General features: G+C 36.1%; 21 protein-coding genes, 1 tRNA gene and 1 pseudogene. 16 read left to right on the plus strand and 7 right to left on the minus strand.

The window, feature by feature from the left end; genetic code table 11:
- Positions 1-259 (plus strand): annotated as a pseudogene (locus FZ945_RS06335) (methyl-accepting chemotaxis protein); the annotation flags it as partial.
- A 163-nt stretch (positions 260-422) separates the two neighbouring features.
- A tRNA-Asn gene (locus tag FZ945_RS06340) sits at positions 423-497 on the plus strand.
- 644 nt (positions 498-1,141) lie between these two features.
- Here FZ945_RS06340 and FZ945_RS06345 read toward each other — a convergent pair.
- Positions 1,142-2,164: a hypothetical protein gene (locus FZ945_RS06345; protein WP_148803340.1), complete on the minus strand. Its 1,023-nt coding sequence runs from the start codon at positions 2,162-2,164 to the stop codon at positions 1,142-1,144.
- Between the two features lie 146 nt (positions 2,165-2,310).
- On the opposite strand from FZ945_RS06345, the gene FZ945_RS06350 reads away from it, so the two are divergent.
- The 6 genes from FZ945_RS06350 (at position 2,311) to FZ945_RS06375 (ending at position 10,195) form a co-directional block, all read left to right on the plus strand.
- Positions 2,311-3,789, plus strand: a complete 1,479-nt coding sequence (locus FZ945_RS06350; protein WP_148803342.1) for a DUF2779 domain-containing protein — start codon at positions 2,311-2,313, stop codon at positions 3,787-3,789.
- Positions 3,790-3,850: 61 nt separating this feature from the next.
- Positions 3,851-4,693 (plus strand): SIR2 family NAD-dependent protein deacylase, encoded by an 843-nt coding sequence (locus tag FZ945_RS06355; protein ID WP_148803344.1) that lies wholly within the window; start codon positions 3,851-3,853, stop codon positions 4,691-4,693.
- 11 nt (positions 4,694-4,704) lie between these two features.
- Positions 4,705-5,031 carry a hypothetical protein gene (locus FZ945_RS06360; RefSeq protein ID WP_148803346.1) on the plus strand — a complete coding sequence of 109 codons (327 nt, stop codon included), beginning with the start codon at positions 4,705-4,707 and terminating at the stop codon, positions 5,029-5,031.
- A gap of 41 nt (positions 5,032-5,072) precedes the next feature.
- Positions 5,073-6,296: a PDDEXK-like family protein gene (locus FZ945_RS06365; RefSeq protein ID WP_148803348.1), complete on the plus strand. Its 1,224-nt coding sequence runs from the start codon at positions 5,073-5,075 to the stop codon at positions 6,294-6,296.
- A 119-nt stretch (positions 6,297-6,415) separates the two neighbouring features.
- On the plus strand, positions 6,416-8,410 hold the full coding sequence (locus tag FZ945_RS06370) for an AAA family ATPase (RefSeq protein WP_148803350.1): 1,995 nt from the start codon (positions 6,416-6,418) through the stop codon (positions 8,408-8,410).
- A 102-nt stretch (positions 8,411-8,512) separates the two neighbouring features.
- Positions 8,513-10,195, plus strand: coding sequence for a DUF262 domain-containing protein (locus tag FZ945_RS06375; protein ID WP_148803352.1), 1,683 nt, complete (start codon positions 8,513-8,515; stop codon positions 10,193-10,195).
- A 63-nt stretch (positions 10,196-10,258) separates the two neighbouring features.
- On the opposite strand, the gene FZ945_RS06380 is transcribed toward FZ945_RS06375, so the two are convergent.
- Complete coding sequence (locus FZ945_RS06380; protein WP_148803354.1) at positions 10,259-10,561, minus strand: vWA domain-containing protein; 303 nt, start codon at positions 10,559-10,561, stop codon at positions 10,259-10,261.
- Between the two features lie 66 nt (positions 10,562-10,627).
- Positions 10,628-12,055: an arginase family protein gene (locus tag FZ945_RS06385; protein ID WP_148803356.1), complete on the minus strand. Its 1,428-nt coding sequence runs from the start codon at positions 12,053-12,055 to the stop codon at positions 10,628-10,630.
- A 115-nt stretch (positions 12,056-12,170) separates the two neighbouring features.
- Between FZ945_RS06385 and FZ945_RS06390 the strand changes: the two genes are divergently transcribed.
- Positions 12,171-12,503, plus strand: coding sequence for a hypothetical protein (locus FZ945_RS06390; RefSeq protein WP_148803358.1), 333 nt, complete (start codon positions 12,171-12,173; stop codon positions 12,501-12,503).
- Here FZ945_RS06390 and FZ945_RS06395 read toward each other — a convergent pair.
- From FZ945_RS06395 to FZ945_RS06410, 4 genes are read right to left on the minus strand one after another with little or no spacing between them, the layout of a single operon-like run.
- Positions 12,485-13,060, minus strand: coding sequence for a metallophosphoesterase family protein (locus FZ945_RS06395; protein WP_148803360.1), 576 nt, complete (start codon positions 13,058-13,060; stop codon positions 12,485-12,487). The genes FZ945_RS06390 and FZ945_RS06395 overlap by 19 nt on opposite strands.
- Before the next feature lie 6 nt (positions 13,061-13,066).
- Positions 13,067-13,603 carry a type II toxin-antitoxin system death-on-curing family toxin gene (locus tag FZ945_RS06400; protein ID WP_148803362.1) on the minus strand — a complete coding sequence of 179 codons (537 nt, stop codon included), beginning with the start codon at positions 13,601-13,603 and terminating at the stop codon, positions 13,067-13,069.
- A 13-nt stretch (positions 13,604-13,616) separates the two neighbouring features.
- Positions 13,617-14,534: a helix-turn-helix transcriptional regulator gene (locus tag FZ945_RS06405; protein ID WP_148803364.1), complete on the minus strand. Its 918-nt coding sequence runs from the start codon at positions 14,532-14,534 to the stop codon at positions 13,617-13,619.
- A 53-nt stretch (positions 14,535-14,587) separates the two neighbouring features.
- A complete protein-coding gene (locus FZ945_RS06410; RefSeq protein WP_148803366.1) occupies positions 14,588-15,406 on the minus strand; it encodes an SIR2 family NAD-dependent protein deacylase in 819 nt (272 codons plus the stop codon).
- 130 nt (positions 15,407-15,536) lie between these two features.
- Between FZ945_RS06410 and FZ945_RS06415 the strand changes: the two genes are divergently transcribed.
- The 7 genes from FZ945_RS06415 to FZ945_RS10250 all read left to right on the plus strand — a co-directional run bounded on the left by FZ945_RS06415 (position 15,537) and on the right by FZ945_RS10250 (position 23,397).
- The gene (locus FZ945_RS06415) at positions 15,537-17,228 is read left to right on the plus strand and encodes a DUF262 domain-containing protein (protein ID WP_148803368.1); all 1,692 of its coding nucleotides are present in this window, start codon (positions 15,537-15,539) and stop codon (positions 17,226-17,228) included.
- Between the two features lie 101 nt (positions 17,229-17,329).
- Positions 17,330-17,917: a hypothetical protein gene (locus FZ945_RS06420; protein WP_148803370.1), complete on the plus strand. Its 588-nt coding sequence runs from the start codon at positions 17,330-17,332 to the stop codon at positions 17,915-17,917.
- Between the two features lie 9 nt (positions 17,918-17,926).
- Positions 17,927-18,823: a hypothetical protein gene (locus tag FZ945_RS06425; protein ID WP_148803372.1), complete on the plus strand. Its 897-nt coding sequence runs from the start codon at positions 17,927-17,929 to the stop codon at positions 18,821-18,823.
- 130 nt (positions 18,824-18,953) lie between these two features.
- The gene (locus tag FZ945_RS06430; RefSeq protein WP_148803374.1) at positions 18,954-19,298 is read left to right on the plus strand and encodes a hypothetical protein; all 345 of its coding nucleotides are present in this window, start codon (positions 18,954-18,956) and stop codon (positions 19,296-19,298) included.
- Between the two features lie 226 nt (positions 19,299-19,524).
- Positions 19,525-19,674, plus strand: coding sequence for a hypothetical protein (locus tag FZ945_RS10630; protein ID WP_410369046.1), 150 nt, complete (start codon positions 19,525-19,527; stop codon positions 19,672-19,674).
- Between the two features lie 217 nt (positions 19,675-19,891).
- Positions 19,892-22,321: a type I restriction-modification system subunit M gene (locus FZ945_RS06435; RefSeq protein WP_148803376.1), complete on the plus strand. Its 2,430-nt coding sequence runs from the start codon at positions 19,892-19,894 to the stop codon at positions 22,319-22,321.
- Positions 22,318-23,397: a restriction endonuclease subunit S gene (locus tag FZ945_RS10250; protein WP_262367173.1), complete on the plus strand. Its 1,080-nt coding sequence runs from the start codon at positions 22,318-22,320 to the stop codon at positions 23,395-23,397. The genes FZ945_RS06435 and FZ945_RS10250 overlap by 4 nt, the downstream gene beginning before the upstream one ends.
- Positions 23,398-23,399 lie beyond the last annotated feature (2 nt).

Raw genomic sequence — 23,399 nt, forward strand, 5'->3', positions numbered from 1 at the left:
AAAGCTAGCTGAAAGAACTCAAAAATCTCTAGGTGAGATAGAAGCAAATACAAATGTCCTAGCTCAATCAATAAATGAGATGAGTGAATCAATCAAAGAGCAAAGTGAAGGTATAAATATGATAAATCAATCAGTTGCTCAAATAGATAATCTGACAAAAGAAAACGTAGTAATTGCAAACCAAGCAAACGAAGTAACATCAGAAGTAGATGAGATGGCTAAAGCTATAGTTGAAGATGTTAGGAAGAATAAATTTTAAAATACTTCTGGTTTAGAGTTTTAAATAAGTTTAAACAAGACTACTCATGCAAATTTGCTTGAGTAGTCTTAAATATATATTTTATAATAAAGCAGCTAAAATTTTTAGTTATTTAAGCTGTTTTTAAATGATTGCTAACTATAATACGACTTCTTTTAAGTGTTCCGGATTAGCTCAGCGGTAGAGTAGGTGACTGTTAATCACTTGGTCGCTGGTTCGAACCCAGCATCCGGAGCCATTCTTCTTTAAAAATCCTTTTAAAACCAGATTTTAACGATGTTTCAAGAACTTTAAGCTTCTTATTTTTTGCATTCCACCTTTATTTTCCATCAGGTCTATTTAATATTCTAAAATTCTTCTATTTTGATCTAATATGTTTTTTGTATATTATTTTTTGTTTTTAAAGAGTTATAGACAAAAACATAAAATATTTTTACCCTAATTCGCTCTAAGTTGTCCTATAATTGACGTTAATAAAGAATTAGACAACTTAATGCTACAAAAGCAAAATCCAAGAAGTTAAGAATGTTAGTAAAATTCTTTAAAGCTAAAAACGGCGGTAGTGTTGCGGGTATTAACTATCTTTTGCAACTAACAAACTTGAGCAAAAAATACGAAAATCATTCATTGTCACAAGAGCAATGTCAAGAGCTACAATAGAATTCAAAGAAGTCGCTAGAAGGTATGCATTAAGTCATGCGCAAAAAGATGTTAAGATCGATGTAGATGTGCCAAAAAAGAGAGATATTGGTGGTATGGGGTTTGATTTTTGATTGGGAGATTAAATATAAATTTTTATCTCCAAATATATCTATGCTAATATAAGTGCAATGATTAGGTTATCTATCTATTTAAAATCCTACATTTTATAAGCCCTCCACCCTAACAATAATCAAGCGGATCAAGATCACTATACTCTTTTTCATAGTCTATATCTTCAGCCCAGTAATCAAAGCACCCAAGTTCTTTTAACGCTAGTCTTAGCTTCTTTCGCTCAAGATACTCATATCTAAGGCTTAATGTACGCTTTAAAATCTCTCTTATAAATTTCCTGTCGCTGCCAAAATGTTGTGCCGCACTTTTTAAAGTTGCTATGACATTTTTTATAAATACACCTTTATAATAAGCCACACTTAGAGCCTGAAGCAACATTATTTTTGCCTTGTCAATAACTTTATTTTCATAGAAAATTTCTGCTATTTTTATACATATTAGCGTATCTGTTTCAAAGTAAATTTCGTTATCCCAAAGGCCAAATTCGCTTGATATTTTATGCAAACATATATTTTCTTCTACACTGCAGTTATTATAGGTGTCAAATTCGGCATCAGGTCTTAAAAACCACTCAAATTTTATCTTTGCATTTTTGCAGATGACGTAAGTTTGCCAGCTTTTTTTAGAAATTCTTATGGCATAGTTAAATAGCTTGTACTCGAGTTTTATGAAGTAGCACTTGCTTTTTAGTGGGATTATCTTCACTGCTTCGCTTTTTGAAATTTGGTCCGCGATCTCTTTGTAGTATGAGAGCGGTTTTATCTCTCTTTTGATATATTTTTCTGCCTCATCGGCTACAATGAAAAATTCTTCTTTTGTTGTGGCGGTTTTTATGAGTTTTTTGAAACATTCGCGAGCCCATTTATGAAAGCCTATGTGTGAAAAAAGATCGTCTTCTAGTTCATACACTCGCCCAAATATCTCAGCTTTTTTGTTCTTTTGCATGAGCTTAAAAATAGCAGCTGCGCCAGCTATGCCGTTTTCAGGCCTACCACACATCGTGCGGTATATCCATCTTGCACAGACGAAACATTGATTTGGTGCATCATTTAGCAAGTGACCTAACATATCCTTTGCTTGCTTCTCTTTGCCAGCTTCAAATAGCTCTTTTATCTGTTTGATCTTCTTCATCGCCACTCCTTTTTGGGATGAATTCTAAAGTAAAAAATGGACAAAATTTATTCCTATTTTGTTGGTATAATTTTGTAAAAGGATGTTAAAAGCAAAGATATTTTTGACGATATATAAAAATAAAACAAATTTTTAAGGCATAGATAATGGCACTATCTAAATCCCTCTACATCCGCGGTATTCAGTGTGAAAAGAGCTTGTGGCTTAAAAAGAAAAAGCCTGAGTTTTTGCAAGCCCCAGATGATGGTGCGCAGGCGATATTTGACACTGGTACATCAGTAGGCGAGCTAGCCTGTGAGCTATTTAGTGGTGGCGAGAGGATAGAATACACTGGCGACTTTGGCTCGCAGATGGCAAAGACCAAGGAGCTTATGGGACGCGGCACAAAGGTCATATATGAGGCTACGTTTTGCTTTGACGGCATCCTTGTGATGGTCGATATCCTTCGCATCTACGAGGATGGCCTCATCATCAACGAAGTAAAGAGCTCAACCTCGGTAAAAGAGGTCTATATCGATGATGCAAGCATCCAGTACTACGTCATTAGCTCGCTTGGCTACAAGGTGAGTGCCGTAAATATCATCCACATAGATAATAGCTATGTAAGAGGCGAGAAGCTCGAGCTTGAGAAGTTTTTTCACACCGAAGACGTGACCGAGCAAGTAAGGCAAAAACAAGCAGATATCCCTCAAATTTTAAGTAAATTTGATGAAAATCTTAGCAAAGACACTGAGCCAGAGGTTGATATCGGTCCTCACTGCTCAGATCCTTATAATTGCGACGCTTGGGAGTACTGCTGGCGCGGGCAGCGAGGCATCCCCGAGTATAGTATTTTTGATATTAGCGGCTTAAGAAGTAAAAAGAAATTTGAGCTTTATAAAAGCGGCATAGTTAAATTTGAAGATATCAAAGAGCTAGATAAATTTAACGCCTTTCAGCAGATACAAATCCGCTCTGAACTATCCAAAGAGCAGATCATAGACAAAGAGGCTATCAAAGAATTTCTAGACACACTTAGCTATCCGCTCTACCATCTTGACTTTGAGACCTTTCAGCAGGCCGTACCTGAGTTTGTGGGGCTTAGTCCATACGAGCAGATACCTTTTCAGTTTTCTATCCATAAAGATAACGGCAAGGGAAATTTAGAGCATTTTGAGTTCTTGGCTGAGGTCGGGGCCGATCCTAGATATGAGCTGGCACTAAATTTGATCAAATTTATCCCACAAGATGCTTGCGTGCTAGCCTATAATATGAGCTTTGAAAAAAGGGTGATAAGACGTCTTGCTGAAATTTATCCGCAAATTTCAAATGAGCTTATGGCTATCCACGACAACATAAAAGACCTGATGGCGCCATTTGCTAGCAAAAGCTACTACCACCCAAAGATGCAGGGCAGCTACTCTATAAAATACGTCCTGCCAGCGCTCGTGCCTGAGTTTGAGTCAGCGTATAAGGACCTAAATTTGATCCACCATGGCGGCGAAGCGATGCAGGCCTATGAGGCTATGGCATATATGCCAGCTGATGAGCGAGAGGCCTACAAAAAGGCACTTTTAGCATACTGCAAGCTAGATACCCTAGCGATGGTTAAGGTTTTAGAAAAACTGCGCGAAGTGGCAAAATAGACAAAAAAGTGTCTGCTTTGCCGGCTATAATGCCAAAAGCATTTAAGCCATAGGAGGCAACATGGACACAGATAAATTTAAGTCATTACAAGAAACAATACTTCAAGCAAAAGAGATCATCAAAAACGCAGACGCCATAGTCATCACAGCAGGTGCTGGTATGGGTGTGGATAGTGGTTTGCCTGATTTTCGTGGAGATCAGGGCTTTTGGAAGGCATATCCGCCGCTAAAAGATAAGGATCTGGGCTTTACCGATATAGCAAATCCACAGTGGTTTTTTGACGATCCAAAGCTAGCTTGGGCATTTTACGGCCATAGGCTAAAGCTTTACAACAAAACCGAGCCTCACGCTGGCTTTGCCATGCTAAAAGAGCTTTGCGCGCAGAAAAACGAAAACTACTTCATCTGCACCTCAAACGTCGATGGACACTTTGCCAAGGCTGGATTTAACAAGGATAAAATTTATGAAGTTCATGGCTCCATTCACTACGCTCAGTGTATCCACGACGACGATGGGACGATATGGAAGATGGATGAGAGTAGTGTTGAGGTAGATGAGGAGAAATTTATCGCCACAAAGATGCCAGTTTGCCCTGAGTGTGGCTGCGTGAGCCGTCCAAATATCATGATGTTTTACGATCACGAGTTTAATCCAAAAAGAACATGGGCACAGCGCAAAAGATATGAAGCGTGGCTAAGTGAAAATGAAAACTCAAAAATAGCCATAATAGAAATAGGCGCAGGCCTAGCGGTACCAACCATCAGAAAGCACGGTGAAGCACTGGTAAAACGCTTTAAAAATGCAACTCTTATCCGTATCAATCCAAAAGATAGTGACCTAAACCCACAGCTTGGCATCAGCCTAAAGCTAGGCGGCCTAGAAGCGCTAAATCAAATTTTATAGCAGGAGAGAGAATGGAGCACACCAGCATCTTTGAAACTTGGTATAAAAATGATAGTGGCGAGTCGAAGCACATGGCTATATTTAGGGCAAAGCAGGACATATATGCGCTTAGTCAAAGCATATCCGATAAGCTCTTGGCACTACTTGAAAATGCAAAGGGCATCGAGATAAATTTAAAAATTTCTAAAGATATGCCACTTGACGCTGTGATCAAGCTTTGCTTGGAGCAGATAAGAGATACGCTTTGTGATGAGTGTAAATTTAATGCGATCATCACTGATGATCTAGCTTATGTCGATGAGCGGATCATTGATATAAAGGCGACTATAAAATACTGAAAAATAGACGATATAGATATCAAATTCTAAAAGGAGAGAGGATGGAGATAAAGTCAAAAAAAGAGCACTTTAAAAAGCTTTTTGCAGATATGAGCAAAGGCTACATGGCGGCAAAATCGCAGGCAGACAGGCAAAGGGCCATGGGCAAGCACGACTATAATATCTTTACTTTGTTTCATGGTTTTAGCGATGAAGTAAATTTGCACTCAAATTTCATAGCTTCGCTACTTGATCCAAACGGTGATCACTACAAGAGTGATCTATTTTTAAAGCTATTTTTAGAGACGTGTGGCATAGATGACTTTGGCATAGACACGAGCAGGGCGACCGTTTTTAAAGAGTTTAAGCATATAGATATCTACATAAGCGACGGCAAGAAGCATATCATCTTAGAAAATAAAGTATATGCAAAAGACCAACCTACGCAGATAGCAAGGTATATCAAAGCTATTCAAAATGAAGGTGCTAAAGAGAGCGACCGCGTTAAAGATGAGGATATATATGTTTTATATCTGCATCCAGATGGAGAGCTACCAGATAAACAAAGCTTTGGCGATTATTATGCCAAGCTACTAGGAGAAAATCCGTCTATAAAATTTAAGGTCATTAGCTATGGCAAAGAAATTTTAGAGTGGATAGATAGGTGCAAAAATGAGGTGTCAAATATAACTGACCTAAATATATTTTTATCGCAATACAAGGACGTGATAGAGATGATTTATAATAGATACAAAAGGATAGATAAGATGGAAACAGCAAATTTGGTGGAAATTTTTAAAGAAAATTATACTGCGGTGTCGGAGATAGCAAATAAATATCAAGAGACGAGAAAGAAAATAATAGATGAATTTTTTAAAAATGTAAAAGACATTTTAGAAAATGACTTAAAAGATAAATATAGTATTGAATTAAATAGTGTAGCTTACAGACCTATAGTAATAAAGAATACAACATCTCAAGATAAAAAATGGAAAAATTTTTACTTCACAGTCGAATTTCAAAAATCAAGCACGTATTCTATGCCATATGTTGGTTTTCGTAGGGTAGATGATAATATAGACGATGAAAAATTAGAAAATCCATTCAAGCAGCAGCTCCCAAATCAAACAAAATATTTTTTGGCTTATAGTGACAAAATTTTTAAAGAAGATATTTGTGAAAATATAATAAAAGATAAGCTTAGTCCAGAAGATTTTGCAGGGATAATAAAAGGCATTTTAGAGCAGTTTGAAAAATATAACTTAGTCGAAAGAAAACAAAACTAACCCCAGATTTTAGTGGCTCTATGCCACTAAATTTCAAATTTAAGAGCAAATTTTATAAAAATAAGACATACAAAAGTCCAAAAAGCTAAGTATCATCTCAAAATAAAAAAGGAAATGAGATGAGAAATTTTGACAGACTTGTTACATTTTATCTGTTGCGTGCAGTGCTTTATTACGGGCTGTTTGACAAAGTAAATGGACATACAGCTGATAGGGCTATAGAGGGTCTTGGCTATGGCGAGGAGCAGATAAAAGCGATAGGCGGCATGTCAAATTTCTTAAAAGAGCTAAAGAAAAGGCATGATGATATCTTAAAAAATTTGCCAAAATTTCCTGCTTTGCTAGATAAAAATTTACAAATGCTTAGCGAAAAGTTAAATTTGGATGAGACGCAAAAGCAAATTTTAGGCTTTTTGATCGTCGTATCAAACTCAAATACGCTTGAAAACACTATCGGCAAGATAGCAGATATAAACAATAGAGATTTTAATAAAATGATCGCCACTATCTTAAATTTACCGCAACGCGCTGTAAATAACGCACTAAAATATGATGCGAAATTGCTAAGCTCAGGGCTACTCGTAATGGAGAGATATAAAATTAATTTTCTTGCTAAATATAGCTTTTTAAATGATGACTTTGCTTTTGAGATGTTTGATACCAAAAACTATATAAGCAAAATTTTCTCAAAAAGCGTAGTGCCTTGTGGCAAGGGCGATCTAAAGAGCTGTGACTTTGAGCACATAAAGGACGAGCTATCTCTTACGCTTGAGTATCTTAAAAATGCCATTAGCACAAAAAGGCATGGGATAAATATCTTGCTTTACGGACCTGCTGGCACTGGCAAAACAGAATTTGCAAAGCTAGTGGCAAAAGAGATCGGACTTGAGCTTTTTGAAGTGGCTTATAATAAATTTGAAAACGACAAAAGGGCTACAAAGAGATATCTCGCCTACACGGCGGTGCAAAATATCTTTTCTAATAATATTTTATTGATGTATGACGAGGCTGAGGATATATTTAGCCTGGATAATGGCATCATGATAAACAAGGCTGCGATAAATCGAGCCCTTGAAAACAATAAAATAGCGACTATATGGATAACAAATAAGGTGCAAGATATGGACGAGGCTGTCTTAAGACGCTTTGATATAGCCATAAATTTACCTATCCCAGATGAAAAAACACGCAAAAGGATAATAGAAAAATACTCAAACGGCCTTAGCACAAATGAGAGCATAAAAAGGCTTTTGGGCTACACTTCTCTCTCGCCAGCTGTCATACAAAAGGCAGCCAAAGTGGCGTTAAGTTTAGATAAATTTGACAAGCAAAAGGCGTTTGAAATGGTGATAGACAACACTCTAAAGTCGCAAGGACATGACAAAGAGAAAATCGCCGATCAAGGTCTATCTTTGCCACAAAGCTACAATGTGGAGTTTATAAACGCAAACACCGATCTTAACAAACTTGCTTGTGGCATAAAAGAGAGCTGTAACGCTAGGATATGTATATACGGCGCAGCTGGCACTGGCAAAAGTGCCTACGCTAAATACATAGCAAAGTCGCTAAACAAGCCACTTGTTCTAAAAAAATCAAGCGATCTAATAAACTCATATATCGGTGAAACAGAGAAAAATATAGCTCAGGCTTTTAAAGAAGCTAGAGAAAAAGGCGCTGTGCTTGTTTTTGATGAGGTCGATACCTTTTTGCAAGATAGAAATAACGCGGTTAGAAACTGGGAGATAAGTCAGGTAAATGAGATGCTAGTGCAGATGGAGAACTTTGAGGGCATATTTATCGCTACGACAAATTTGCTTGACAGGCTTGATAGCGCGAGTATGAGGCGTTTTGATATGAAGATAGAATTTAGCTATCTAAAAAGCGAGCAAGCACTTAGTCTTTTTAAAAAAGAGTGTGAAATTTTAGGGCTAAAGGCTAGCAGTAGCGATCTAAAACTTGTTGGTTCATTCGCCTTTTTAACGCCTGGAGACTTTGCAGCTGTGCTAAGAGCAAATAAATTTAGTCCGGTAGCAGACGCGAGCGAATTTGCAAATCGCCTAAATGACGAGATCAGATATAAAAAGATAGAAAACGAAAGAAGAGTTGGGTTTTAAAAATGTGATCTTTAGTTATAAAAATTATAAGTCAAAAGTAATCTAGGTTTATATAAACTTTTAGAAAAATGCTTTAAAACATTTTAAAAGGAGATAATTGTAATGGAAGCAAAAACAACTATTAGAAGAATGTTAAGTGGTAACTTTATTCGTGTGCCAAACTACCAGCGAGCTTATTCATGGGATAAAGATAAGCAAGTTAAGCAATTTTTGATTGATTTAGATGACTATATAGATAGTGGCTCTACTACTCCGTATTATTTCGGACATTTTCTTTTTGAGCAAAAAAGTGAAGATTTATACAACATAATTGATGGACAGCAACGTTTAACTACAATTGAAATTTTTCTCTCATCAGTATTTAAAAGACTGGCAAATATCAGATCTTTAACAGAGGATGATAAAGAAATAAAAGAAGATGTGATAAAGAGAAATAGTAAATATAGATTTTCGACCGTCGAATATGATAATCCATTTTTTAAGGACTATGTAATTGATCAAAAAGATATTTCAAGAGAAAGTCTAGAAACGTTATCGGCTGTTAGAATTATGGAAGCTTTTGATTTTTTTGAAAATAAATTAAAATCAAAAGATGAAGTAAGTTGCAGACAATATATAAATTGCGTAATAAATTCAGCTTGCACAACACACATTGTAAACGAAGAGGCTGAAGCTATACAAATGTTTATATTTCAAAATAATAGAGGAAAAGACCCTACAAAACTTGAGATTGTAAAAGCGCAATTCATGTATGAAATTTGGATTTCAAATATCAACCAAGAAGAAAAATCAGAAAAAATAAAAGAGCTTCAAGAGAGATTTGAACATATTTATAAGTCTATATCGGTTATTGAAAATAATCTTAGCGAAGATGATGTTTTGCTATATGCTCTACGGGTTTCTTTTAATACACTTGATATCGATGTCTCTATGGAAAAAATTGAAAAAGAGCTTAAAGATAAGAACAATGCTACAAATTTTATAATGAATTTTACACTTGAATTAAAAAATAGTTTTGATAGTCTAAAATTATTTTTTAAAAATAGGAAAATTTATGAGATCTATTCTTTAGCGCTTTTAGCAGAAACACAAGTAATGCCATTTGTAATAAAATCATATAAGTATAAGATATCAGATGAAGATAAAGCAAGGTTGTTTGCTGAGTTAGAATCACTTGTTATAAGACATAGAATAATTGGAACAAGAGCTCACCTTGAAGATAGAATTAAAAAGGTTTATGAAAAATTTACGGAAGAAAATAAAGATGTATATCAAATTATTGATCGTATTAGATGGCTAAAAAAAGAAACAAATAATAATGACTTGTGGTGGTATTATTATTGGTCTGATGCAAAATTTAAGGAGGCATTGCAAGGAGCCCTAGATCATAAAATAGCAAAGCATATTCTTTGGAAATATGAAAATTATCTAATATCGCAAGAAAAACAAGGCTACGGATTTATGCAAATGGAGCAGATCGCAAGCCCTGAATTAGAGCATATTGCGCCGATAACACCTTCAGACGGAACTCCTATTGCCAAATGGTATTGTGAATATGATGAAGAATTTAAAAATATGTATTTAGACTGCATTGGTAACTATCTTTTGATTTCAAAATCCCATAATTGCTCAATCGGAAATGTTTCATTTACGGATAAATTAAACTCTTATAATGTTTTAGCTCAACAAAGGGAGATAAAAGAGATAGCTAAAGATAAGTGGGATAAGAACGCTATCAAAAAACGCCATGACAAAATAGTAAAATTTGTGGTAGAAGAAATATAGTTTTACAGCGACAATTTTAAATGAAATAAAATATAAAAAAATATTTTATTTCATTTTTTTGTTTTAATAGTCTATCATCTCATCAAAAAACTCATCCTTTGCCTTTTCAAAGCCCACATTTAGCCCGTAAAATCTCGCTGTATCTATCTCATCTTTTGATAAATTTATCTTTGCAAACTCAAAGTTGCTTATCACTAGCATGTCTGCATTTTTAGTTAGATCAAACGAGCTGATATTTATACTAAAATTTATGAGATAGCATACACGTTTTTGGCTTACTGCGGTGTTTGCCATATATAGCGCAACGCTTTTTGCAACCATTTCTCGTTTGCCTATCATGCTACCGCTTGTATCTATGCAAAGCACCGCAGGACCTTATTTTCTAGGCTATTTTTGTAAAATTTCTGATGGTTTTTATATTTATCTCATATATCACGCCTTTTCATTTCTCTTTTGCACGATAACGCAGAGCATATCTTCTACAAGGCTTTTATAAAAATGCACCATCTCCTTGTGACGTGCATCTTGAAAGGGATCTGAACTAATGCAAACACAAAGAGGCATTTTGTTATCTCTTGCTAAAGCAGTCACGACTGCATCACGCTCGTTTAGCAAATTTGCATCTACATTAAAAAAACCAGACGTCATAGTCACATCTGAGCTATAGATGATGAGATCTGGCCTTATCTTGCTTATAGCTTTACTAAGCCCATCTTTTATATTTTGCAGATATTGCTCTTTTGTGGTATTTGGCAAGACGGAGTCACAATAGACATTATCTAATTTGGGGCATATATCCTTAGCAACTTCATAGCCTCTTGTGTAGACCTCATAGACCCAAAGGCTCTTATCATCTTGCGCTAGTTCAAAGACGCCTTCACTTTTTTTGTTGCCAAAATTTACATATAAAATTTTAAGATCTGGCCTATCTTTATGAAGCTTTATAACGCTTAGCGCTATGTCGTTATATGGGGCTCTTACTGCACCAGAGTTTTTAGTGGAATATCCAAAGCCACCACGAGCGTTTATGGCAAAGCCTAGCTCAAGCGCTAGTTTGCACGCATGTAAAGTCCCTTCGCACATCGCTTTATATGCGTCTAAAACGCTTCTTGAGATCATATCTAGCGGTACATATTTTGATATCATAAGCCCAGTTATTTGCTCAACAAATTCATAGTCTTTATATAGCTTTGATAAATACTCCTTGCTATGGAAACTATCTAGATCTATAAAGCTTTGAGTTGGTGTTTGTCTAAAACGGGTGATAAAATTTTTATAACTTTTTGGCAAAATTTTATATTCAAAATCAAACCAAGAGGTCAAAAAACTGTTACGAATATACATATTGTCAAAGTCTTTCAAGGTGCTTGCCTCTCTAACGCCCTTTGGCAGATATATGTTGTAGTCATCAGAGCTTACAATAGGCATCCAAATGAGCTTCTCGTTGAGCGCAGCACTTATTTTTTCCTTTTTGTAGTATAGCCTTGGCTCAAAATGCCAACATATATCATCAATAGATAAAATTTCTTCTATAGTTATTGAGGCGCTATGCATCTTAGCGAGTATGATCGAGCAGTCAAAGCCATGTGGTCGCCCGTCATAGCATAGCTCTATACCACTAAGATCATCATCATCTTCAAAGTAAAAGTCCTGTAACTCAACAGAGAGAATTTCCTCCTCGTAGTCTTTCATATAAAAACTAACCTCGCAGACAATGTCTATCATATCTTTATCATGGTCAAGATATGTCTTAAAAAGCTCCTTAATGCGCAGATACTCTGCCGTCATCTCGCGCTGTATCTCAAGAAGCTTTTGATCAAAAACTACCAAAAGTTCTTTTTCTTCTTTGGTACAAACCATTTTTTACCTCCTAAAAATTTAAGAGGATATTAGCGAGAGTTAAAGACATAAAAATGTCTGTTTTTGGGATATTTTTGTCCAAATTTTTATTTATAATAAAAAGATAGGAGCGAAAATGAGCGAGCAAAAACTTTGGCAAGAGTATGATGAGTTTTCTTTTTTGGCGCAGGCAAAATCAAGCTATGATTACGTAAATAATGCTAATTTTATGAAATATAGCAACACAGAGATGTCAAAAGATTTTTACAAGCAAGCTGTCAAGGCATTAAGCAACCCACATGATGTCATTGCTGAGAGTAAATTTATACTGCAAAATCTAAAAAACGACTTTGGCTGTGAGAGCGAATTTATAAAAGAGATATGCTTGCAAATTTTAAATATAAAAATGACCCCCTACGAGCACCAAGAAGTGGCTAAAATGATAGAGAACTATAGCTCTATCATTTGATAAAATGGCTCTTTTGTACCGCTACTTGCTGAGTTATAAATTTTAACTCCGTTTAAAGTATCCGCGTGTGATTTTGGCTCGTGGATATGCCCACAAAGGATGATCTTTGCATTTAAAAGATTATTCTTAATAAGCCTTGTAAGCTCTATATCTCCGTGATCCTTTTCGTTTTTGCTGATGCTTGTTTTTGTCTTTGCTGGCGGAACGTGAGTCAGCAAGATATCACACTCTGCAAATTCAAGCAGATCATCACACAAGTAAGGTGCGCAGCCAAATTTAACGCCGTTTATAGTCTTTATAGCGCCATCAGAGTATATGCCACTTATAGAATTTAGCCAAGATGGCGGCATATCGTGGTTGCCAGAACATACAAATACCGACTTTTTAAAGCTTTTTAGCCACAAAGTAGCTTGCTCTTTTTCTTGCGCACTCTCTTTGTATAAAAAATCACCGCTAAAACAAAAAATGTCAAATTTATCTTGAAGGGCCAAAATATAGTCAAAATAGTCAGCATTAAAGTGTAGATCGCTAGCGTGAAAAAGTTTTAAGCCGCTCATTTGTTTTTAATCCCCAAGCAAATTTGTGATCAAATTTACCACCATATCTTTTTGCTTTGGCTCACTTTGAGCGATGAACAGTGCAAGTGTAACAAGGGCGTTGTCGCTCATCCTTAGCTCGCCACTACTTTTAAAAAGAAGCTTGCACTTTGATAAAAACAAGATAAATATAAATGATCCGATGCGTTTGTTGCCGTCGCTAAAAGGGTGGTCTTTGATGATGTAGTAGATCAAATTTGCTGCTTTTTCTTGCGGGCTTGCTAAAAGATCAAGTCCGCTAAATGTCTGATATATATTTTTTATTATCCCTTCAAATTCATCTGCCTTTTGAACGCCAAAGATATTTGACGCCTCGCCCCTTTTTATAAGCTCTCTTTTTAGCTCATCCACTGCCGTTAGCGCTTCGTCATATCCAAGGGTAAAATTTTCGCCCACATCGCTTTTGCAAAGACCAAGTGAGCCATCATCAAATTTTTGCAGTAGCGACCAGCTCTTTTTGTAGTATCTAATAAGCTCTAGCGTCTCTTTATCGTTGCTGCTCATAGCGCCTCTTAGATTAGAAATTTATCTCTTTTAGATACTCGCTGACATCTTTTTTGACCTCGTCAGCCAGCTCTTTTGGCTCAAGCACCTTGATAAATGGCAGGTAGTAGTATATGAGCGGCTTTATCTCCATTATGTGCGTAAATTCTATCTCTATCTCGACTGAGCCGTCGCTATCTTGACCAGTTATGCGTTGTTTTGCGTGTGGCTTTCGCTCGAAGTATTTCGCCACTTCTGGCGCTAGTAGTAGTCTTACTATTTTTGGGGCTTCTAAATTTGCCCATGCTGAGTTCATCGCCTTTACACGCTCATCTAGCTCGCTACTTAGTTCAAATTTATCCCCGCTATGCTTTATATCTTTTATGCTTTTTAGGTGAAATTTCTTAAATTTATTACCCTTTTTGCTATCAAGCAAGAGCAGATACCAAAATCCCTCAAAAAGTGCTAGCTTTAGAGGCTTTACAAGAAACTCAAAGCCGTTATACGTGCATGTTATCTCCACTTTTTCTCTTATAGCATCCTCAAGCATTTGAAAATTTACAAGATCATCCTCGCTTAGCTTTTCGTTGTTTATGTTTGTCAGTATCGGGTGGTTTAGCTGCTGAGAAATTTGCTCTAGAAGCACGTGAGCCTTGCTGTAAAAATTTGAGCCCATGTTTTTTGCCACGTTATCAAGGATATTTAGCACCACTCTGTCATCGCCGTCTAGTCCGTCGCTCGCGTCCTCATCATTTAGGCTCCAGTAGTGCCCCTTTTTGACGGCACCATACTCTCTAAGTGTGTCGTAAAGGTCGCGCTGGATGGTCTTTGAGGTCACTCCAAGCATAGCTGTTAGCTCTTTTATCGTGTGCGGTCTCTCTCTTAGCTTTAGGGCTATAAAATTTATGCGTTCAAATTTGCTGTTTTCTTGTTTGGTTATGATGGGTTTCATTTGGCCTCCTAGTTTGGGGATTATATCCAAACTAGGACTAGAGGGTGTCTTTTCTAGCATAATATCTGCCTAAGACCATCTAGCGCGCCACATTTTAGACTTATGCCGATATACTCTGAGATGTAGCTATCTCGTGGGTTTATGCGGATAAGTGTTGCTTTTTCGGAGCGCTTGACAAATTTCTCACCAAAATTTCTGATTGTTGGCACCGCAAGACCTGCACCTAGCTCTATGATCACAAAGCGGCTATCTTTGTTTTGCTCTAGCCATGCTTCATATCTTTTGTGCTGTGCCAAGGTTCTTTTTGAGTTAAACTCATGATCGTAAAACATCATGATATTTGGGCGGCTCACGCAGCCACACTCAGGGCAAACTGGCATATCTAAAGCTATAAATTTTTCTTCATCTACTCTTATATCGCTACAAGTCTGCCATATAGCACCATCACGCTTGTGGATGCACTGAGAGTAGTGTATAGAGCCATGGCACTCATAAATTTTATCTTCGCTAAAGCCAGCCTTAGCAAAGTGTCCATCGACGTTTGAGGTATAGACAAAGTAGTTTTCGTTTTTGCTTTTTACAAGATCTAAAAGCAGCCTAAAGCCTTCGTGAGGCTCTGTATTTTTGTATAAATTTAGCCTGTGACCATAAAATGCCCATGCTAGCTTTGGATCATCTAAAAACCACTGCGGATTTGCCATATCTTCAAAGCTTAAATTTTTATCCATTAAAAGTGGATAGGCTCTCCAAAACCCTAGATCTCCCCTAAAATCAGGCAATCCACTATCCACGCCCATGCCAGCACCTGCTGTGATGATAACCGCATCGGCCTCTGCGATGATCTTTTTGATCCTATCTATCTTCTCTTGCATTTTGATCCTTTTGTAAGAAATTTTGGTAATTGTAATGAGTTGATCAGACATTTTTGTGTCCGATGTTTTTAATATATTTACTTTGACAAAAAGTAGTGATATAATCAATTATTTTTTTAAAGGAGATGCAATGAAGGCGAATGAAGGTAATTTTGGATTTATGGAACAAGAAAATAACATAGAAATTCCATTTTTTCAGCGTCCTTATGTTTGGAGTAAGCCACAGTGGGAACAGCTTTTTGAAGATCTTTTTTATAGCTTCAAAGAAAGAAGACCTCACTTTTTAGGTTCAATCATACTGAAGCAATTATCAAGCTCTATGGGAGATGGAAGTCGTAGAAGCTTGATAGATGGACAGCAAAGACTAACTACTTTTTCTATATTAGTTAAATCTATATATGATATGCTGGATGAAGTTAGAATGAATGATTATGCAGGATACTTATATGCAAAGCCAAGAAGTGAAAAAAATCCAAAAATTAAGCACTCACATATAAATAGAGCTTCTTTTGAATCTATTATAAAAGCAAAAAACTATTTGGAATTTTATGAAGCAAAAAATGATGACAAACTGATTTCATGCTATAAATATTTTTCTGAAAGATTAAAAAATAGTAATTTAGAAAGTAGTGATATTGTTCGTTTCTTGGACTATATATTAGAGATGAAGTTATGGGTTGTTATAAATTTAGATGAAAATGAAGATGAACAAAAAATATTTGACTCTATAAACTCAGCAGGTTTAGTTTTATCGTCAATGGATATTATCAAAAACGCAATATTTGATAGACTTATAAAATCTGGAAATATGGGTGATGAAAAAGCAAAGGAAATATACGATAAGTGCTGGAAAAGTATATTTGAAGGTTCAAATGAACGTTTAAAATTTTGGGAAGAAAAAGCTTCAAGAAGATATAGAAGTGAGATTTTACTTTATGCTTATGCGCTTATAAAAGGCTTTTTTAATATAGAAAAGCATACACAAGATGGACTTAGTATGCTATATAAAGAGTATATAAAAGATAAAAGCCAAGACGAGGTTTTGGGTATTATAAAAGAGATAAACTGGTATGCAAATCTTTTTTATGAACTTCCTTGGGCGGATAAGGGCGAAACCTTTAAATTTAGCGATAACGAAAAAAGATTGCTTCATATAATGAGTATATCGGAATATAATATTTTTATACCTCTCGTGTTAAAGCTACGTAGTTTAGAGCTTGATAAAAAAGAGCTTGACGAGTGCTATGCAATACTTGAAAATTTTATAATCAGACACTGGATGTGCGGGAAAGTAACAAATAGCATAAATAAAGTTATCGGTAGGAATATTAAAAATATCAAAGGTAAAGTTGATATGCAAAAATTTATCGCTAACTTTGAAATAACCAACGATGATGAGATAAAGGAAGCATTGTTGGATATAGACAATAAACGTGCCAGCTTAGTGCTATTTTGGATAGAGTTATATAATTGTAGAAGCGAAAAAAATGATATTAGCGAGTTGCAATATACCTATACGCTAGAACATCTTATGCCGCAAGCTTGGCAAGAAAACTGGTCAAATGTTGGTAAAAATGAGGAAACGGCAAATGAACTAATATATCAAATAGGAAATATGGCGCTTCTAAAAAGCAAGCTAAATACCGCTATACAAAACAACAACTGGGATAAAAAAAGAGAAGAGATACAAAAACATGCAATGCTTAAAATAACGCAAGAAGTTATAAAAAATAGAGTTTGGAATAAAAGTAAAATAGAAGAACGCTCAGAAAAAATATTTAATGATTTTCTTGAAATTTGGCAAAATCCAACAATAAACTAACTCTCTAAACTAGAATGGACATTTTTTGTCCATTCTAGTTGCTATAATTTCACAAATCGCAAAAAATGTATCGGCGATAAAAATCAAAAAAAGGATAATCAATGATCTACGAGCAACTTAAAATTCTCACACAAACAAGCGACAAAAAGGCTCTCTCAAAAGCACTTGGCTATGTTAGAGAGCAAAATTTCACAAGAGCACTTGCAAATTTAGAGACAGCAAAGAGCCTTGATGAGTTTATCACAAAGGGACACTTTGACTGGGCGCACAGCTCAGAAACGCTCATCCTAGCCCTTAGCAAGCACTTTGCTCTTAACATAGACACAGAGCTTGGCGAGGTGCAAAAACTCTACAACGAGCGAGTAAAATTTAGAGGCTCATATATCTATATAGATACGGATTTTAAGCGCAAGAGTGAGCCTATATTTGCCCTTGCTATGGCGCAGCATCTAAGGTATATCAGCCTAACACCATTTTTAGATGAGCTTTGTTTTAAAGCATTAAATGAGCAGCTAAAAGCTATCTCAAAGATCACTAAAAACTACTATCAAAAAACGCAAACTTTGCCTATTTTTGGAGCTATAACTGGCTTTAAACTCTATTTTTTAGGCAAAAACTACTCGATTGATACGGATGGCAAATTTGTTGATAAAGAAATTTACGAACAAGTTGCGACGATTAAATTTTAAAGGACAAAAATGAGACAATTTACAAAGGAGCAAAGGCGAAAGCTAAATAGCATAAACGAAAGACTTTATGATTTTGAACAGCGAGTTGTGCCACGTGCAAAGCAGATAAATATGTCGGTAAAAGATGTAAAAGAGGCATGGGATCATGAATGCAGCCTTATACTCTCTTTTTACTCAAAAGATGAACTTCTTATGCGATATTGGGAGTATATGAAACTCATAGATGACTACTTTTATACGGAAAATCAAAACGAATTTAGAAACTGGCCCACACATGAGATGTCTGGCGAGTGGCACTGCTGGTTTTACCACTGCTTATATGACCATACGGATCTTAGCTGGGATGAAATTTTAACTATCGACAGGATGGAGGGCAAGCTTCGCTCATGGTACGACTATACGCCCATAGATCTTTGCCTAAAAAAGCTAGAGTGCAGCGAGAGAGAAGAGTATATCTCTGATGCCAACAAAGATCAGTGGGAGCAGATAGAGAAGATAAATAAAGCGCTAGCTAGCTATCAAGATATTCTAATAAGAGATGCAAAAATGCTTGAAAATAGGCTAAAAGCAAGGGTTGAGGGTGGATTTATTGAAGACTATGCTATGGAATTTCGTTTGGTCTTTTATTTGCGCGAAGACGATCCAGATTATGATGAAAATGACGATAATTTCTTAGCCATCATCAATGAGCCTATCGTTCCTGGCGAAATGAGCAAGCAAAAGAGCCGCTGGACACAAAACTGCAATGAATATTTTGGTAGCTCTGTCTATTTTGATAAGAAGGCATATTTTTGCTATCTATTTGCAGCTTTTAACAATAACACACATATCAATAAGATCAAAGATATACTTCGTATAGGCTCTGTTGATATGGCACTTTGTTGGGATGAGTACTATGAAATTTAAAGTAAGATAAAAAATATTAAATTTTTAATTCAAATTTCTAAATATGGACATTTTTTGTCCATTCTTCTTATTATAATTTCACATGTCACAAAGATATCTTGACAAAAAAGATTAAAACAAAGGAGAAAAAATGGCAAATAAAAAAGTTGTTAAAACCGCTCCAATAATTGAGCAGTTTGCAGATTTGGCTAGCACACAAAGAGAGCTAGCAGATGAATTAGGAGCTAAGTTTTTAGAATTTTGTAATGAATATCTAAATGAGGAATGTGTTCTTACTAGAAGTGAATTTTCATATCAAAACTTTTTACCTACAAATATAGATATTGAAGCCTACACTAAAAAACCGACTTCTGACGCAGCAGTAGTAGATGCGCACATTTGTAATGTGCGTTTTGTGTTAAATTATGATTATACATATAAAGAGTATCATGATGACCATTTTAAAGATGAATTAATTAAGTTCTTAAATAAATAACATTTTATAGTAAAAATGAACCTCTACAATATAAGATCGTGCTAGTCTAGTGCAAAAGCTTGAGATAGGTGAAATTTTGCTGTACTAAAAGCAGGGATGAAAATCCCTGCAACAGTCATCTTGGTGACTAATTTATTCTACTTTCGTACTAGCTTATCATGCTGGTTTTGAAAAAGGAGTAGTATAAAATTTGGCCATATTATTTCCGCAATTTTCATCTCACCTTATGAATATACATAGCAATATCAAAGACCTTGAAATTACATTTGTAAAGAAATTTTACTACCATCCAAAAATGTGCGTAAGTTCATCTATTAAGAAAGTTCTACCAGCTATAGTGCTTAACTTTAAAGATGCGTATGTAAATTTGAATTAATCCATAACGGTGGAGAGGCAATGAATGAGTATGCAAAGTTAAATAGCAAAATAAAAAAGAACAAGATGTGATTATAAAAGCGCTTTGGGGGTATTGTAAACTAGATACACTAGCTATGGTTAAGGTTTTAGAAAAGCTAAAAATATATAGTGCATTGTCTTTTATAATTTAATGATATAATTTAATTAAATTTTTTAAGCAAAAAAAGGTGATTTATATGGCATTAAAAAAGACAGAACTTTATTCATCGCTTTGGGCTAGTTGCGATGAACTGCGCGGCGGCATGGACGCAAGCCTTTACAAAAATTATGTTCTAACGCTCTTATTTTTAAAATACATCTCAGACCGCAAAGACAGCACGGTTTTGGAGCTACCTACGGGTACAGATTACGCAAGCATTGTCGCGCTTAAACACAAACCGAGCATAGGCGATGAACTAAACAAAAAGATAGCCTCTATCGCAGAAGCAAACGACCTTCAAGGCGTTATAAATCAAGCTGATTTTAACGACGAGGATAAATTAGGCAAAGGAAAAGAGCTGGTTGATAGGCTTAGTACGCTAGTATCGATTTTTGAGAACCTTGACTTTTCGTCAAACAGCTCTGAGGGCGATGACTTGCTGGGCGATGCATACGAGTACCTCATGCGCCATTTTGCGACGGAATCCGGTAAATCAAAAGGACAATTCTATACCCCAGCCGAAGTATCGCGCATCATGGCGCAAATCATAGGCATTCCGCCTACCGCCAACCGTTCTACAACGGTTTACGACCCAACTTGCGGGTCTGGCTCACTCTTGCTTAAAGCTGCCAATCAGTCAGAATTAGGACTTAGCATTTACGGTCAAGAGATGGATGTAGCCACATATGCACTTGCTCGTATGAATATGATACTCCATGGCAACGACACTGCCGACATCCGACAAGGAAACACTATAGCTAAGCCTGCATTTGCCGATAAAAATACGCTAAAACGTTTTGATTTTGCTGCGGCAAATCCGCCGTTTTCTAATAAAAACTGGACAAACGGCATAGTTCCGACATCAGACGTATATAACCGCTTTGAAGTTGGCATTCCGCCAGAAAAGAACGGCGATTACGCATTTTTACTTCATCTTATAGCGAGCCTTAAAACTACCGGAAATGGTGCTATTATCTTACCTCACGGCGTACTTTTTCGTGGCGATGCTGAGGCTCGTATTCGTACGGAGCTACTTCGCCGAGGCGTTATCAAAGGTGTTATAGGACTACCGACAAACCTATTTTACGGCACAGGTATACCGGCATGCATTATAGTTATAGATAAGCAAAATTCATTTGACGCTACATTTAACGAAAAAGGCGAAGTTTTAAGCGGTCGGGGCGTCTTTATGATAGATGCATCAAAAGGCTTTATAAAAGATGGCAACAAAAATCGCCTTCGAGAGCAAGACATACATAAGATAGTAGATACCTTTACGACGCAAAAAGAGCTAGAACGCTATAGCCGCTTAGTCTCATTGGATGAAATTTCTCGCAACGACTACAATCTAAACATACCACGCTATATCGATAGTGCCGACAAAGCAGATACGCAAGACTTACATGCGCATCTATATGGCGGCGGGATTCCAAAAAGCGACATTGATGACTTGGGCGAATTTTGGAGTATTTTTACACAAACAAAAACTAAAATTTTTACGCCTAATGGCTCGCTTTATTCGCCAAATTTTGCCCCAAGCGAACTAAAGGCAACGATACAAGCATCAAGCGAATATGCAAAATTTGAGAACGAAATTTTATCGCATTTTGAGAATTGGCACGATGAAAATGATCTAAAATCCATAAAACAAAAAGACCATCCAAAAGAGCTTATTAAAACATATGGCGAAAGCCTTTTAAAACACTTTAAAGAAACTAAGCTAGTGAGTGATTATGACGTTTACCAGGTCTTTATGGACTATGTCGCAGATACATTAAGCGACGACATTTATGCTATCACGCAAAACGGATGGCTGACGGCGCGCAATCTAACGCCAGTAGAAAAAGGCGATAAACAAACGCCAAATCTAATCCTGTGTTCGGGAAAAAATGCAAAGAAATTTGTAAGCGAGATCATCCCGCCGGAGCTTATAGCAAAACGTTATTTTGCACAAGATATAGATCAAATTTCGCTCCTTGAAACCAAGGTTAGTAAGAAGCAAGATGAATTTATAAATTTTGTAGATGAGTTCGGAGAGGACGAGCTATCAAACGCCTATGACGATAAAGACAAGATAACCCTAAAAAGCCTAAAAGAAGCTATAAAACAAACTAGCAATAAAAATGAGCAAGAAATTTATAACAAAGCACTTCAAATTTTAACCAACCAAAAAGAACTCGAAAGCACGCTAAAGGCCGCCGCTGGAGAGTTAAATCAAAAAGTATTTGACAAATTTAAAACCCTTGACGAGAACGAGATAAAAACTTTAGTCGTCGATGGTAAATGGCTAAGCGAACTCAAAGAGCAAATTTTATCCATCGTAGAACGAGCGGTACAAGAGTGCATAACTCGCATAAGTACGCTTGCAGCTCGCTACGACAAGACACTAGATGAACTCACTGAGCGCGCTAATGCTCTATCGCTTCGCGTCAAAGCCCACCTTGACACAATGGATAAAGCAAAATGAGTAGTCATTTTTATAACGATCAAATTCCACAAGGCTGGGAAGCCGCCATAATTGGCGTTTGCATAGAAACTATTACACCACCATCAAAAATAAACACTATTGAATACAGCAAAAGTGGAAAATTTCCAATCATAGACCAATCACAAGATTTTATTTGCGGATGGACTGACGACGAAAAAAAAGTGATTAAAATTTCAGAGCCTGTAATAATTTTTGGTGATCATACCTGTGTAACAAAATTTGTAAATTTTGATTTTGCACAAGGTGCAGATGGGATTAAAATTTTAAAATCTAAAAAATTCTTAAATCCAAAATTTTTATATCAACTATTACAATTTGATCCGATTGTTCCTGAGATGTATAAAAGGCATTTTTCGAAACTAAAAGGTAAAAAAATTTTATATCCAAAGGATAAGGCGGAGCAGAAAATGATATCCCAGGTGCTGGGCGATATGGACGAGCTTATCAGCGTAAAGTGCGAACTTTTAGACAAAAAACGTGCGATAAAACAAGCCGCCGCCCAGCAACTTCTCACCCCAAAGCCCCACTGGCACACTGCAACGCTTGGTGAAATACTACAATATGAACAGCCGACGAATTATATTATTCAAGATATTAAAATTTTAGAAAAAGGCAGTGTGCCCGTTTTAACGGCTGGAAAAAGTTTTATTCTTGGCTATACAGAGGAGGAATTTAATTGTTACGAAAATTTTCCTGTAATTATCTTTGACGATTTTACCACCGATAGTAAATTTGTAAATTTTCGCTTTAAAGTCAAATCATCTGCAATGAAAATGTTAAAACCAAAAAATGACAAAATTTCAATCAAATTTGCCTTTATGCTTTTACAGAATATCAATTTTTTTGTTGGAGATCATAAAAGGCATTGGATAAGCGAGTTTTCTAAATTTGAAATTTCCTTTCCGGATATCACCGAACAAACCAAAATCGCCCAAATTTTAAGCGATATGGACGATGAAATTTTGGCTTTGCAAGATGAGATAGAAAAGCTAAAGATGATAAAACAAGGCGCTATGGACGAGCTGTTGAGCGGTAAAATAAGGCTAAAGGGGTAAGC

The organism is Campylobacter concisus (assembly GCF_902460535.1).
In the GTDB taxonomy this organism is placed as follows: domain Bacteria; phylum Campylobacterota; class Campylobacteria; order Campylobacterales; family Campylobacteraceae; genus Campylobacter_A; species Campylobacter_A concisus_AS.